This window comes from Cytobacillus sp. EB106-05-05-XG126, assembly GCF_058791715.1.
The window spans coordinates 1,007,721-1,022,298 of the sequence record NZ_JBYTDU010000001.1 but is presented as its reverse complement, the minus strand read 5'-3'; the positions used below and the strand labels follow the sequence as shown (position 1 = coordinate 1,022,298).

Genomic DNA, 14,578 nt, shown 5'->3' with positions numbered 1-14,578 from the left:
CACTTTATGTAACACAAAGATAGTTTTCTTCACTAATATCCTTTTTTCCGCAGGTGCAAACATTCTTTCGTACTTAAGAGGCTATAATGAATAAATTGTACCTGCTCATTGCACGCTATGGAATGGGAGGTGCAGCCATGGATCCAATAAAACCAGGAAGCAAAAAGATGCCGGACTTCGAAGAATTGGATGATAGGATGATTGCCGGGCATACTTCGGGGCCGACACTTGTGATAAAGACCAATCTTGATCCGAAAAATTCGACTGAAGATAATCCTTACTACAAGAATAAAATGGAAACGGATACAGAAGAATTTCGGGATTATTTTGAGGAGTAAAAGGAAACCGGCAGGCTATTTGCCTGCCGGTTTGCTGTATTATTTAGAAATCAAAATTGTCAGGGTCGGGACCTACTCGTCTATTTTCATTTAAGCTGCTGATTTTGTCCATATCATCTGAAGAAAGTTCAAAGTCAAATACATCAGCATTTTCAATAATGCGATGTTCTTTTACTGACTTTGGAATAGTAACAATTCCGTTCTGAAGATCCCATCTTAAGATAACTTGTGCAACCGATTTGCCGTACTTTTGGGCAATTTCCTTCAATACTGCGTTTTCAAGAAGCTCTCCTTGTGCGAGTGGTGACCATGCTTCTATCTGAATTTCCTGATTTCTGCAGAAGTCTCTAAGCTCAGACTGGCTGAGTAAAGGATGAAGCTCCACCTGATTGACCATCGGCTTTATCTCGGCATCCTTCATTAGATCTTCCAAGTGATGAATCTGGAAGTTGCTCACACCAATTGCTTTTACTTTCTTCTCTTTATAAAGAGTTTCGAGTGCTTTCCATGTTTCTTTATACTTCCCTTTCACTGGCCAGTGAATAAGGTAAAGGTCAATATAATCAAGACCAAGCTTTTCAAGACTGGTTTCAAATGCCTTGATTGCAGAATCATAGCCCTGGTTAGAATTCCAGACTTTCGTTGTAATAAATAGCTCTTCCCGAGGTACGCCTGCTTCCTTGATTGCCTGGCCTACACCTTCTTCATTCTGATAGACTGCTGCTGTATCAATGCTTTTATATCCTGCTTTCAGGGCTGATTTAACTGAATGGACAACTTCGTCCCCGTCCTTAACTTTGAAAACACCAAGACCAAGCCAAGGCATTTTGACACCGTTATGTAATGATACAGCTGATTGTAAATTTTCCATTCTTTCACCTCATTTTAACTATTGGATTACTGGATAATTTTCTCACATTCTTTTCAGTTATCAAAATTTTATGCTTGAACATGAAAGTTTTGGCGGATGGTTGTCTAAGAATAATTTTATACTGTGATTTATATCACATTTCAGCTAGAATATCTTCTATATAATGACAATAAAGTGAAACTTCAATCAGTGAGGGTGTTCCTTATCCCCCACTGATTGTTAGTCGCGTTCTAGTTTCGCTAAGATCTCCGCTAACGCTTCGATCAATCGACACTACGAACCCGATTGGTTCAACTAAGCCTCTGCCTGCGCATCGGCAAGTTTCACTGTATCTCACCAATCGGGCCTTTACGGGCAGTTTGATCCCCGCTTAACCTCCTTTGATTCCTCTGAGTCTTGAAGTGGGGGTCTTACTGCCCGTTAGACTGCGATAAAATAATGAATTACAAGCAGGTGAAGAATCATGCACGATTTTAGAACACTTTTTGAAGAAATAGGCGGAACTGAACCAATTGAAAAACTTGTCGAGGCGTTCTATCCGCGTGTGTATGCAGATCCAGTTTTAAGTCCCCTTTTTGAAGGAGACATAGAGGATATTAAGCGAAAACAAAGAATGTTTCTTACACAATTTCTTGGAGGACCGCCTCTCTACAGCCAGGAGTTTGGCCCGCCGGCAATGAAACAAAGACATCTTCCATTTGAAATTACACCATTAAGAGCGCAAAGATGGCTTGCCTGTATGAAGGAGGCCTTTCAGGAGACAGGGCTTGAACAAAATCCTGCATCTGTCCTTTTCTATGATCGATTAATGCAGGTTGCAGCGATTATGGTAAACAGCCCAGAATGAAACTGGACCTTCCTTTGGAGAAGGTCCAGTGTTCATTAAAGTGATTCAAAATATTCTTTTGCATGCTCTGCAGACTGGAACATTTTTACTTCTGTAACTTCTTTCTCGTCATATGCCACTCCTAAAAATCCATCAGCAAGCTGAAGAATATCAGCTGATGAGGTTTTTTCATCTTCAACGACCACTGTTTCTTCCATTTCCAGCTGACCCTTTTCAGCCCATGACTGCACTTCGGCAGAGTACGTATCAATATTCATACCCTCATCAATCCGGTCATCCAGCTCGGCAATAGAGAGCGGCTTCTTTTCCCCTTCTGTGTTTGTGGCTTCATTGTATTCCTGGCTACTGTTTTCATTCTTTGCGGCTTCCTCTTTTTTCTCTTCACCCGCGCTGCAGGCTGATAGCATTACGCATGCGGTAAAAGAAAGAATCCATTTATGCATTCGGTCTCATCTCCTTCTTATTTTGTAAGCTAGTATTCTATTACCCCAATTATTAAGTGGCACTCATAAAAAATGAAGCATCCCCTATAAAAGAATGCTTCACCGCTATTTTTTTCTGAGTTCATCTCTATCAAGTGATTGAGGCGGCGTTTCCAGCCAGCCGTTGTCAATCATCATTTTTGCTCCGTCGTCTGCAAAACTGCCGACTTTGATCATCATTTTAGCATACTGGATAGCCAAATCTTTTCTAATGCTTGCACCGATCGCGATTCCAAAGTCCATTACGCCGACCGCAGTTATACTTGCGATCAGAAACATCATTAATTTATCCGAAAAGGGTGTGATCGTTGAGTCTGTGATGGACCCATCCCATGTGCTTGGATAGGCTACATCGTCATTTTTTAAGACATTGAGAAAATATTCAACATGCTCCAGGCTCATGTCATAGCCTTTTTTGAAATAATTGCTTATCATTTTTTCTTTAGCTACCTGGCTGAATGCTAAAAGCATAGTTTTGGCAATATTGGATAACTCGATATTCGTTCCCAGATGGGCAATTTCGATAGCCAGAAGCTGCCGTTTTTTGCCTGCAATCCCGCCAAGGAAACGTTGGTCTGATACATACTTTACCTTTTTAGGATATTCAATATAGGGTGATCGAATGAAAATCCCCTTTTCCTGCATGGCCTCAGCTGCCATATCAAAAAGTTTTTCGGTTTGTTCATAGTATTTTTTAAACATGCTGCGAACGTCTTTTCTTGCAGAAACTGATTTAGCTAGTGAATAGGCATTCAATCCAGTTCTTCCCAGATGATGCATGAATCTTAGATAGGTCACGTCTGAAAATAATTTGGGAGCGTCAATGTGCAGATCTTGCTCATTAAATCCATCAGGTATGGGAAATTCTTCTGTATTAAAGAGTGAGGCGATTTCGTCTATGTGATCCTCCGCGATAGTAAGTGCGTAGTTCAATACCGGCAGAACATCCGGATCTTCATTAGTTTTTATATAGTGCTTTATGCAGCAGACTGCTGCTGTATCTGCTATATAGGTGTTCCAGAGCATGGCCATTTCGGACGATATTAATTTAGGAATACTGCTGCCGTTCATATTCTCACCAGCCATTTATAATTATATTTATATACTATATATTTTATCTTAGCCCTTTTACAGCAGATTAATCCAAAAAATATGGAAATTCACTTCCAATGTTTATTCTTCAGGATTTTTAAGTAAGGTTCTCTTCATATAAATTGTTGTTTTACGCCATAAATATTGTCCGTTGATTTCCGCTCCAGGCTGCTTCGCTTTCCGCGGGGCAGGCGGTGAGCCTCCTCGACGCTCCGCGTCTGCGGGGTCTCACCTGTCCCGCTACTCCCGCAGGAGTCTCGCACCTTCCGCTCCAATCAACTCAGTAAATAATATGCTAATAGCAGCAAACTTTAAACAGCCTAAGAAATAGGATCAGCCAGAAGCCCAGTTCTCTTATATTAATTTATCTTCAATTCTCCTGCTTTTTGGAACCCATCTATATGATAGGCATCAACTTTTTGAGGTGAAATGCTATAAATGTAATCACCTATATAGATAAGCCTCTCAATTGCATCTTCCCATTCTTCATAGATTGCTTCTTCTGTCTGATGGGTAATTTCACTTTGGAGCTCTATTCCGTTTTGGACAGTAATTTTGTATACTAACGCACCCTGGAAGTCGAAAGTGGATTCAAACTGGCTTCCTTCTTTATTCTGATAGATCGAAATGGGGAAACCATATAGATTTTTCTTTTTATCAACGAGAAGCGCTTTATGGTCGTAGTTTAAAGGCGAGTAGGTGCCGCGTCCTCCGATTATTTCTGTATCCTTTTCAACAGGATTACTTGTATCACTTACATCGAATAAAGATATTTTAACACCGTCCGTAGTAATAACAGGCTGGCTGCCAGCTCCTTTGCCTCCGCTAATCTTTGTATCATGACCAAAGCCAATGAGATGATTTTCATCCAATGGTTGCAGGTAATTGCTGAAGCCGGGTATTTTTAATTCACCGAGAACATAAGGTTTTTTTGGATTCGAGCCATCAATAACAAAGAGAGGATCAGTTTCCTTAAAAGTAACCATATAAATCCGGTCATTCATAAACCTTGCAGAGTAAATCCTCTCCCCTTTTGCCAGGTCTTCAAGCTGGCCAATCTGTTTTAAATTCTTATCCAAAATGTAAAGGCTATTGGAGGAAGGAGTTCGTTCATCCCACGCTTCCCCCTTGGTTGCCACAACTCTGAAGTTTCCATTATACTCATCCATTGAAAACTGATTTAAAACGGTGCCTTTTATTTCTGCAGATGTCTGGAATTCTACTTTTCCGTCTTTTATATTGAACTTAAAGATGCTCGTATCCGGATGCGGCATTTGTCTGTCTGCGATGATTTCATCATTGTATTGGGTGGCTGCCAGGTATAAATTGTTTTTGGACATGTAAAATTCATTTCCGCTGCCTAAGTAGCTTGTGACAGCTAATGGCTTCCCGCCGGCATTTAAATCCAATACAGCTATATTAATATAATTTGCATTTTGAGAACCGGGAAAATACTTTATTTCATTGTAATCAACAATTTGCTGCTCTTTACTCTCGGCAGTATCATAATAACGGGGACGCAGATCGGCATTTTCATTTTTTTCCAGTATCCAATATTCGGGATGATAACTTGTTATTAAATATACTTTTCCGTCCATTAGCCTTGAAGAAAGCAGGCTGCCCTCAATGTCTACCTCTCTAATTTTTTTTGGTTTTTGTTTATTTTCGATATTATAAACAATTGTTTTGGCGGATTGAAATGCAGGTGCAATCTTTTTTTCGGCAGACGCCTTCCCAATGTGTTCAGGTACATCTTTATAACTGTGGCCTAAGATGATTAATTGGCTGCCTTCTATAAATAGCTGATAGGGAGAAAAGTTTCCATTAAAAGTTAATTGAGATTCCAGTTCCATTTTATCTGCCGGAACTGCCTTGATAATCTGGACTTTATTTTCGGAGATTTTGTATATGTGCGTTCCATCTGTTTTTATCAGATCGGCTTCATCAATACCCGATACTTGCACATTTGTCCCCGAAAAATCTGTTCCTGCAGAATCTTCTGAGCTCTTTGCACTGCTGCTTTCCTCGCTTACTGCTATATCCCTTCCGGAAAAGAAAGTCCTTTCTTCCTTAAGCATTCTTGAAAAATAACTGTTCAATTTTTCTCTTGAGCCGATTGCCGGCAATGTATTTATAACTTTAAAGGCTGTTTTTACTGATTGATTCAGATTTTGTCCTCTCTTTGTTTTAACATCATCTGTGATCACCAATGTATAATGCGGTGAATACAGATTAAACCCTTCATCGGGCGGCTGAATTTCAATGGATTTATTATTGTTCCCCAGAGAGAGTTTTACCTGCTCTTTTTCTCCCTCCTCATTCAGAATATAAACAGAGGTACTGTTAACACTAGCCGGATTAAGTTCTTTTGAAAACGTAACCTCCCACACTTTATTGTTTAAAACAATTAATTCTTCATTAGTTCCTGCCAGAGTACTGACAATTTTTAGTTTGTTAAAGAATGAAAAAGACGCCAGTATGATAAGGACTAATGTAATACCGCCAAGAAAAAGCCATTTATTTTTCATAATAGACACCCCTTTTTAAGTAAGTTGACGCGCTCCATCTTCCAATAGTTACAAAATTTTCAAGAAAAACTTTTCCGAAATTAATGAATTTTCTTGATGCTAGAGTTAAAATTTTATTTATTACAGTAGAGGAAGAAGGTTTTCATTATTGCAGGATGAAGGAAACAAAACGAACGGCTTTTTATTGCTGATATTAGCTAATATGATATGGGGAGGTAATTTTGTTATAGGGAGAATTGGTGTTGATTATTTTCCGCCTGTTCTTTTTTCCCTTATGCGCTGGATCATTGCCTTTCTTCTCTTAACTCCTTTTATGACAAAGCAGTTAAAAAATGATTGGAAAATTATAAGGAAGCATATGAAGATTCTTTTGCTTTTGGCCGTGACTGGTATTGCTGGTTACAATACAGTCATTTATGTGGCACTGCAATACACCACATCTATAAATGCGTCAGTCGTAAATAGTACAACTCCGCTTTTTATCGCCATTCTAGCCGTATTTATATTAAGAGAAAAGCTTTTGGCCCACCAGGCAGCAGGAATCATCCTGTCAGTCTTTGGGATTATATTTGTCATTTCAAAGGGATCGTTTGAAGTGTTTCTTTCATGGAAAATAAATGCCGGGGATCTTTACGTTTTGGCAGCGGTTTTTATGTGGGCTTTGTATTCTGTGATTGGCAAAAAATATGCAGACGTGCTGCCTTTGCTATCTGCTTTTTATATTTCAGTTTTTCTTGGCATTTTACTATTGGTACCCTTAAGCCTGGTTGAATATTTGTGGCTGCAGGCAGCAAAACCTGTCTTCACCCTTCCCTCTATAGGGATCTTGCTGTATGTTGGGTTTTTGGCTTCCATTATGGCTTTTCTTTCCTGGAATATTGGAGTTCACATAATCGGAGCAGCCAAAGCGGGGGTTTTTCTGAATCTGCTTCCTGTTTTCGCTATTATCTTCGCCTTGTGTTTTACACATGAAAAATTGTATTTGTATCAGATAATTGGCGGGGGGATTGTGATTCTCGGTGTAGTCCTATCTTCCAGGAGAACTTTGCGATTAAGGACTCATTCACAAGAAGATACGTTTTCGGCCTAAAAACTCCCCTCAGCTTCTGGCTGAGGGGAGTTTTCTTTTATATATTACCAATCCTGGGTACGCTCTAATAAATGATCAATTTCCACCTGTCTGATCATATAGCCAAGATCTTCTTCGGCAATCTCAGATGTAGATTCCAATAGCTGATCAATATCCATTTGCACCAATCTCATAACCAGACCTCCATTTTAACACAGTAATCTTTATAATCTCTTTCCTGCTATACTATTCGCTGTTCAAATGACAGGTATGGGGGCAGCCGTAAAATATTATCAGTATTTAATACCCGGCTTTCCGAGAGATCAATCATTTATGCAAAAATGCAGGTTGAATGAATGTTCATTTTTCTCACGCCTCAGCTTACCGGTTAATAGTATATAGTGAGTTTTAAAAAATCTTAACAGGGAATAGAGTCATAAAATACATTGCTGTTTGAAGGTGTCTATTATGAAATCTAACTTTAGTGATTTTGCAAAGCTATTGGAATCTGCTCTTGATAAAGGGCAAACAGATACAGAAATAACCATCCATGAACTGCTTGATGATATAAAAACTCAGCTTGAACCTTTAATAAACAAAAAGGAAATCGGCTAATGCGCCGATTTCCTTTTTTCGCAGTCTAACAGGCAAATAAGGACAAAGACTAAGACCACGTCCTGTGGCAACGTCTTTGTGACCCACTTCCTGTGGTCCTCAACTATCAATCAGTGGGGGAGCCCCACTGATTAAAGTTTTACTTTATTTCGCTATTAACATTTGTGTCCAATAAGATCCGTCATCAGTATATCCTACACCAATATGCGTAAAGGTGCCGTTTAATATATTTTTCCGATGACCTTCACTTTCCATCCATGCTTGTACCACTTGTTCAGGAGTCTGCTGCCCCATGGCAATATTTTCGCCTGCGGTACTGTAATTGACTCCAAAATCCCTCATCATGTCAAATGGCGAACCATAAGTTGGACTTGTATGGAAAAGTAATTTTTCTGCTGCATATCATTTGATTTCGCCTGTGCCACACCACTTAGCGGTTTATCTGATTGTAATGCATTAAGCCCATTTTTCTCCCGTTCTGCATTTGTTAATTGGATTACTTTAGATTCAAAGTTGTTTATGTCATCATTTTGAGCAGCTGGTGCCTGTTCACCTTGTCCTTGAGGCGCCTGGCCAGCCCCTTCCTGCGGAGGGGTTTGTGCAGGTGCTTGCGGCTGCTGGCCCTCTTGTCCAAACGGCTGAGCAAATTGACGCCCTTCAGCCTGTCCGCCTTCCATTCCCTGATTTTGCTGATTGTCCTCTCCAAATTGGTATAATGGCATGCCGCCATCATCAGCTAATTGGCTATGAGGGAAATCCTGACTTGGTGTTGCAGTGCTGTAAGAGTTGGGATCAATGGTAAGGTACCCATTATTTACTTTTTGTAATTCAAGCGGAGCTGCTCCCCGTCTTTCTCTGTCCACATTCACATTATTAGGCTGGCTAATTTCTTTAAGGTCATCACCGGTTAATTCCCCTGTATCCATGCCCTGCTGAGTATTATTACATGCAGCAAGCGTTAGAATAAGGAAAACACCAAGAAGAAAGTTTTTCTTTAATAACATGGTCTTATTCTCCTTTAAAAAGTGTAAGTTTTACTTTTTTATCATACCGAGTAAGACGAAAAGTATAGGTGGAAAATTGAGCACTCATCTTAAAGGCCACTTTAAAAGGTTTTGCATAGTTTATTTATAAAAGATGAGAAGGAGGATTCTCTTTGAGGCAATATATTATTACCGGCATGAATGGTGCCCATTATTACGGATATTCCCAGGTGCAGTATGGGCCCTGGTGTCAGCCTATTCAACAAGGATATCCCTATCACAGCATTTGGCATCCGAGTCATTTGCACTCCCAGCACTATACTGCAGCTCTACTGCAGAGATATTATTTCTAAAAATAAAAACGCATGCCGGATTGACATGCGTTTTTTATCTGGTTAAATGATTTGATCAGCTGTTTTTTGAATCGCTGTAATGGACTGTTCAAGCTGGTTTCTGTTCACATCATAGTGCGTAACAAAACGCACATAACTAGGGCCGAAAGTTCCTGAAAGGACTCCTTCAGCTTTCAATCTTTCAACAAATTCCGATGAATTCATCTTTAGATTTTTCACATCTGCCACAATTATATTCGTATCCACCTGGTTTACAATCTCAATGCCATTAATTTGGCCAAGCTGCTGTGCAAGATATTGGGCATTTTCATGGTCCTCTGCCAGACGTTCTCTCATTTGAATTAATGCAATAAGGCCTGGTGCAGCTAGGATGCCTGCCTGGCGGAGTCCCCCGCCGAGTCTTTTGCGCCACTTTCTGGCGGCTGTTATGAAATCTCTATTTCCTGCCAGTATGGATCCGACGGGAGCACCAAGCCCTTTGGATAGGCATACCTGGACAGTGTCGCAATGCTTAGCTAATTCTGAAGCCGGCAGGTTCAGTGCTGCTGCGGCATTGAATATTCTTGCGCCATCTATATGTACAGGAACGTTATTTACTTTTGCGATAGTATGAATGTCTTTCATATTATCAATCGGTATAACGGCACCGCCGGCTCTATTATGCGTATTTTCAAGGCAAATCAAGCCTGTTTCAGGAAAATGCTGATCCTCTCCCCTAATGGCATACTCCACATCAGAGGGATCCATAGCCCCTCTTGTCCCGTTTATCGTTCTTGTCTGGACGCCGGCAAAAGCAGAAGGAGCTCCGCTTTCATAATAAAAAATATGGCTTTCTGCTTCGAGAATAATTTCATTGCCAGGGCGGCAATGTGTTAAAATGGCGATCTGGTTTCCCTGTGTGCCGCTTGTTACAAAAAGAGCTGCTTCCTTTCCAAGCACTTCAGCAGCTGTCTCCTCCAGTTGATTTATTGAAGGATCCTCTCCATAAACATCATCTCCAACTTCCGCTTCATAAGCCGCTTTTCTCATAGCTTCAGTCGGCTTTGTGACTGTATCGCTTCTTAAATCAATCATGTCCTCACCCTGTCTCTATCTATATTATTTTTACTTCATGTTACTGTACTATTCTGTATTTTTCAATTAATAAGAAAGAGCCCTATAAAGAGTTCCTTGGCAATAAATATACCAAAACCAAAAGTTCAAAATTTGTTCAAGATTTAAATATAAGGCGCAAAACCCAATAACAATGCTATTTGCAGAAAATGAAATGCTGTCCAAACACTTTACATAAATTTCCTTCTCACTTTTGTCACAACTTTTCACAATTGCTTATGTTAATATCATTTACACAGTGATAACTAAGTTAAATAAGTGTTTCAAGAGTGTGCATTTTTCCCAGCTATATATTTTTTTGGTATCTTTGTGAAAATACGCACATTATTTGTGAATTATTTAACAATAGTTTTTGTTTAAAGGAGATGAAACATCAGATGAAGAAAATGCTGCTCTCTTTAACAGCTATATTGCCGATGCTTATTCTCAGCGGCTGCAATATGGTTGTGTTTGAACCGCAGGGGCCTGTTGCAAGAAGCATTACCGAATTAATTAACTGGTCCCTGATCTGGATGCTTCTTGTTGTAGTAGTCGTATTTGGATTATTCGGCTACATCGTCTGGAAATATCGTGAGAAACCAGAAAATAAGGATTATGAACCGCCTGAGGAACATGGAAGCACACTCCTTGAAATTATCTGGACCGGGATTCCTATCTTAATTGTCATTGCGTTAACAATCCCGACCGTAAAAACACTTTATGCTCTTGAAGAAGCACCAAAAGGCTACGAAGAAAAAGAGCCAATTACTATACATGTAACATCTGCAGACTGGAAATGGATTTTCAGTTATCCAGAAGAAGGAATTGAGACGGTGAACTATGTCAATATTCCTGAGGATAGGCCTGTACTTTTCAAAATGACTTCTGCAAGCACCATGCAATCTTTCTGGGTGCCTGCACTTGGCGGACAAAAGTACACCATGCCGAAAATGGAAACAGAATTATATCTTCTTGCAGACAACCCTGGATCATATGAAGGTCAAAATACGAACTTTAACGGCCGCGGCTATGCGGATATGAAATTTGAAGTGCTCGCTCAAACCCAGAAAGATTTTGACCAATGGGTTGAAGATGTTAAGGATACAGCGCCTAAATTGACAGAGAAAGAATATGTAGGGCTGCTGAAGCCTACTCATCTAGGAAGGCTGACCTATTCAAATACTCATTTGGAATGGGTGAATCATGCCGATCCTGACTCTAAGGCATATACAAATCCTGAACTCTACAGAGGTCATGGATATCAGGGTAAGACATTCGAAGAAGACGATAATTATAAAAATGAGAAACCGAATGTAATTGAAGGTCATGGCGAAGATAAGGGCCATGATGACAGTGAAGTAAACCATGGAGGTGACCATCATGGGCATTAAATGGGATGAGTTTTTTATTACGGGAGATCCCCTTATACTAGGTTCCCAGATTGCCATTTTGCTGACAATGATCGGTGCAGTGGCAGGGATTACCTATCTGAAAAAATGGAAATACCTGTGGACAGAATGGCTGACTACAGTAGACCATAAAAAAATCGGTATTATGTATATCATCTCCGCCGTATTGATGTTTTTCCGCGGCGGGATGGACGGGTTGCTGATGAAAGCTCAGACATCACGTCCTGAAATGGAATTCCTGAATTCCCAGCATTACAATGAAATTTTCACAACACACGGTGTGATTATGATTCTTTTCATGGCGATGCCGTTTTTGATTGGTTTAATGAACGTTGTCATTCCGCTGCAGATCGGTGCGCGTGACGTTGCCTTCCCTCAGCTGAATGCTCTAAGCTTCTGGCTGTTCTTCAGCGGAGCTATGCTGTTCAATATTTCCTTTGTTATCGGAGGGTCACCTGATGCAGGATGGACTTCCTACTTCCCTCTTGCAGGCAAGGAATTCAGTCCGGGAATCGGTAATAACTATTATGCAGTTGCCCTTCAGATTGCCGGTATCGGTACATTAATGACAGGTATAAACTTTATCGTCACGATTTTGAAAATGAGAACAAAAGGCATGACACTGATGAAAATGCCGATGTTTACGTGGACTACTTTCGTAACATCCATTTTGATTGTGGCGGCTTTCCCAATTTTCACAGTCGCATTGGCATTGATGACGTTTGACCGTCTATATGGAACGCACTTCTTTACCGTATCCGGCGGAGGCATGGATATGCTTTGGGCTAACCTTTTCTGGCTATGGGGCCACCCTGAGGTATATATTGTTGCCCTTCCTGCTTTCGGGATTTTCTCGGAAGTCATTGCAACTTTTTCAAGAAAATCATTGTTTGGATATAAATCGATGGTATTTTCCATCCTTGGAATTGCACTTCTAAGTATGGTTGTATGGGTTCACCATTTCTATACAATGGGTTCAGGACCTGCAGTTAACTCATTCTTCTCCATCACGACGATGGCGATTGCCATACCGACTGGAGTTAAGATGTTCAACTGGCTGTTTACGATGAGGAAAGGCCGCATAAAAATTACGTCTGCGATGCTTTGGGCACTTGCATTCGTTCCTTGCTTTGTCATCGGCGGGGTTACAGGCGTCATGCTGGCAATGGGTGCAGCGGATTATCAGTATCACAATACCTTATTCCTGGTTGCCCATTTCCACTATGTATTAATTCCGGGTGTTGTATTTGCGGTATTTGCAGGCCTGTACTACTGGTGGCCAAAAATGTTCGGCTTCATGCTGAATGAAAAACTCGGAAAATGGCATTTCTGGCTATTCGTTATCGGCTTTAACGTAACATTCATGCCTATGTTCTTCCTTGGATTAAACGGAGCTGTAAGACGTGCATACACTTACTCTGCCGAATCAGGCTTTGCACCTCTATTCATGCTTTCAGCCATTGGTTCAATTGTTCTCGCAGCCGGATTCGCTGTCTTCTGCTATAACATTTACTGGAGCATCCGCTATGCGGACAGAAACATCTCAAGCGATCCATGGGATGCAAGAACACTGGAATGGTCTACTGCATCACCTGTTCAGTTCTATAACTTTGCGAAGCTGCCGGAAGTGAAATCTCTTGATCCATTCTGGCACATGAAGAAAAAGAATGAAGGCTTAACATTGCATGACAGTGAAATTGAAGAAATTCATATGCCAAGCAACTCATGGGTACCGATTTATATGGGTGTTATCTTTGGCATCGCTGGTTTCCTCCTTGTGTTTGAGTGGCACATCGCTGCGGCTGTTGCCGGTATTGGCATATTTGCAGGATTGATTATCCGTTCATTCGATTACAACGAAGGATTCCATGTTTCAAAAGAAGAAATTCACCGAATTGAAAACGCGTGGAGAAAAACAGAAGGAGAGGTGCACGATCATGTCAGCTAAAGTGGATACGTCTCTGCCGCTTGAATATCAAACTGAGCAGGACCGCATGAATATTCTCGGCTTCTGGGTTTTCCTTGGCGCTGAAATCGTCCTGTTTGCCACTCTGTTCGGAGTATATGGAGTTTTATATGAACGCTTTGCAGGAGGACCAACACATAAAGATATCTTTGTCATCAAGGATGTCATGATTCAGACAGTTCTCCTTCTGACAAGCAGCTTTACAATGGGCATTGCCATTTTTGAAATGCGCCGGCATAACCTTAAAGGGCTAATCACCTGGCTGGTGATTACCCTCGCTCTAGGCGCAGGCTTCCTCTTCATGGAGATTAATGAATTCATCCATTATGCCCATGAAGGTGCAACGATGCAGACAAGTGCATTCCTTTCCAGCTTATTTGTTTTACTGGGGACACACGGAGCTCACGTAACTTTGGGAATCGGCTGGGCAACTATGGTCATCATTCAGCTTCTAAAAAGAGGCCTTACCCCTACCACAGCAAGAAAGACGTTTATTATCGGCCTTTACTGGCACTTCCTTGATGTAGTCTGGATCTTTATCTTCACATTTGTGTATCTGAAAGGACTGGTGGCTTAAATGGAACATCATCAATCAAAAAGCTTCCCGATAAGCCATGTCATTGGATTTGTTGTTTCCCTTGTGCTGACTTTTGCAGCAGCAGGAATTGCTTTAAAAACGAACCTTTCTTTTAAAGTGATCATGTGGATCATCGGCTCACTGGCTGTCGTTCAGGCAGGCATGCAGCTGTTCATGTTCATGCACTTAAGAGAAGGTGAAGACGGTAAGACGAATCTAATAAATATGATTTATGCCGTATTTATGGTAATTGTAATTGTAGTTGGTTCTATTTGGGTGTTAACCTCTGGGCATGCTTCACATTAAGTTAGGAAAGCTCCAGCGCCTTGATTACGGCGCTGGAGCTAGACATCACA

At 40.8% G+C, this 14,578-nt stretch carries 14 protein-coding genes and 1 pseudogene; 8 read left to right on the top strand and 7 right to left on the bottom strand.

The window, feature by feature from the left end; genetic code table 11:
• Window positions 1-86 precede the first annotated feature (86 nt).
• On the top strand, window positions 87-338 hold the full coding sequence (locus AC3WTL_RS05125; protein ID WP_492369154.1) for a hypothetical protein: 252 nt from the start codon (window positions 87-89) through the stop codon (window positions 336-338).
• A gap of 43 nt (window positions 339-381) precedes the next feature.
• On the opposite strand, the gene AC3WTL_RS05120 is transcribed toward AC3WTL_RS05125, so the two are convergent.
• On the bottom strand, window positions 382-1,209 hold the full coding sequence (locus tag AC3WTL_RS05120) for an aldo/keto reductase (protein WP_492369153.1): 828 nt from the start codon (window positions 1,207-1,209) through the stop codon (window positions 382-384).
• A 463-nt stretch (window positions 1,210-1,672) separates the two neighbouring features.
• Here AC3WTL_RS05120 and AC3WTL_RS05115 point away from each other — a divergent pair, with 463 nt between their 5' ends.
• The gene (locus tag AC3WTL_RS05115; protein WP_048011957.1) at window positions 1,673-2,056 is read left to right on the top strand and encodes a globin domain-containing protein; all 384 of its coding nucleotides are present in this window, start codon (window positions 1,673-1,675) and stop codon (window positions 2,054-2,056) included.
• A 35-nt stretch (window positions 2,057-2,091) separates the two neighbouring features.
• On the opposite strand, the gene AC3WTL_RS05110 is transcribed toward AC3WTL_RS05115, so the two are convergent.
• From AC3WTL_RS05110 to AC3WTL_RS05100, 3 genes are all read right to left on the bottom strand, one after another.
• Window positions 2,092-2,499: a hypothetical protein gene (locus tag AC3WTL_RS05110; RefSeq protein WP_048011956.1), complete on the bottom strand. Its 408-nt coding sequence runs from the start codon at window positions 2,497-2,499 to the stop codon at window positions 2,092-2,094.
• Window positions 2,500-2,604: 105 nt separating this feature from the next.
• Window positions 2,605-3,609 carry a DUF3231 family protein gene (locus tag AC3WTL_RS05105; protein ID WP_048011955.1) on the bottom strand — a complete coding sequence of 335 codons (1,005 nt, stop codon included), beginning with the start codon at window positions 3,607-3,609 and terminating at the stop codon, window positions 2,605-2,607.
• Between the two features lie 380 nt (window positions 3,610-3,989).
• Complete coding sequence (locus tag AC3WTL_RS05100) at window positions 3,990-6,158, bottom strand: beta-propeller domain-containing protein (RefSeq protein WP_492369152.1); 2,169 nt, start codon at window positions 6,156-6,158, stop codon at window positions 3,990-3,992.
• Window positions 6,159-6,306: 148 nt separating this feature from the next.
• Between AC3WTL_RS05100 and AC3WTL_RS05095 the strand changes: the two genes are divergently transcribed.
• Window positions 6,307-7,248, top strand: a complete 942-nt coding sequence (locus AC3WTL_RS05095) for a DMT family transporter (RefSeq protein WP_250802342.1) — start codon at window positions 6,307-6,309, stop codon at window positions 7,246-7,248.
• Between the two features lie 44 nt (window positions 7,249-7,292).
• Here AC3WTL_RS05095 and AC3WTL_RS05090 read toward each other — a convergent pair whose 3' ends face one another.
• On the bottom strand, window positions 7,293-7,421 hold the full coding sequence (locus tag AC3WTL_RS05090; RefSeq protein WP_258750318.1) for a hypothetical protein: 129 nt from the start codon (window positions 7,419-7,421) through the stop codon (window positions 7,293-7,295).
• A 274-nt stretch (window positions 7,422-7,695) separates the two neighbouring features.
• Between AC3WTL_RS05090 and AC3WTL_RS05085 the strand changes: the two genes are divergently transcribed.
• Window positions 7,696-7,842 carry a YwzD family small protein gene (locus AC3WTL_RS05085; protein ID WP_197087797.1) on the top strand — a complete coding sequence of 49 codons (147 nt, stop codon included), beginning with the start codon at window positions 7,696-7,698 and terminating at the stop codon, window positions 7,840-7,842.
• 144 nt (window positions 7,843-7,986) lie between these two features.
• Here AC3WTL_RS05085 and AC3WTL_RS05080 read toward each other — a convergent pair.
• Window positions 7,987-8,351, bottom strand: a pseudogene (locus AC3WTL_RS05080) (CAP domain-containing protein); the annotation flags it as partial.
• A gap of 869 nt (window positions 8,352-9,220) precedes the next feature.
• Entirely contained in the window at window positions 9,221-10,252 is a 1,032-nt protein-coding gene (gene ltaE, locus AC3WTL_RS05075) for a low-specificity L-threonine aldolase (protein WP_492369151.1), read from the bottom strand.
• Window positions 10,253-10,668: 416 nt separating this feature from the next.
• Between ltaE and qoxA the strand changes: the two genes are divergently transcribed.
• From qoxA to qoxD, 4 genes are read left to right on the top strand one after another with little or no spacing between them, the layout of a single operon-like run.
• Window positions 10,669-11,661, top strand: a complete 993-nt coding sequence (gene qoxA / locus AC3WTL_RS05070; RefSeq protein WP_248347388.1) for a cytochrome aa3 quinol oxidase subunit II — start codon at window positions 10,669-10,671, stop codon at window positions 11,659-11,661.
• Complete coding sequence (gene qoxB / locus AC3WTL_RS05065) at window positions 11,651-13,627, top strand: cytochrome aa3 quinol oxidase subunit I (RefSeq protein WP_048011950.1); 1,977 nt, start codon at window positions 11,651-11,653, stop codon at window positions 13,625-13,627. The genes qoxA and qoxB overlap by 11 nt, the downstream gene beginning before the upstream one ends.
• Window positions 13,617-14,222 carry a cytochrome aa3 quinol oxidase subunit III gene (gene qoxC / locus AC3WTL_RS05060; RefSeq protein WP_009334518.1) on the top strand — a complete coding sequence of 202 codons (606 nt, stop codon included), beginning with the start codon at window positions 13,617-13,619 and terminating at the stop codon, window positions 14,220-14,222. Before qoxB ends, qoxC begins: the two co-directional genes overlap by 11 nt.
• Window positions 14,223-14,528, top strand: a complete 306-nt coding sequence (gene qoxD, locus AC3WTL_RS05055; RefSeq protein ID WP_048011949.1) for a cytochrome aa3 quinol oxidase subunit IV — start codon at window positions 14,223-14,225, stop codon at window positions 14,526-14,528.
• Window positions 14,529-14,578 lie beyond the last annotated feature (50 nt).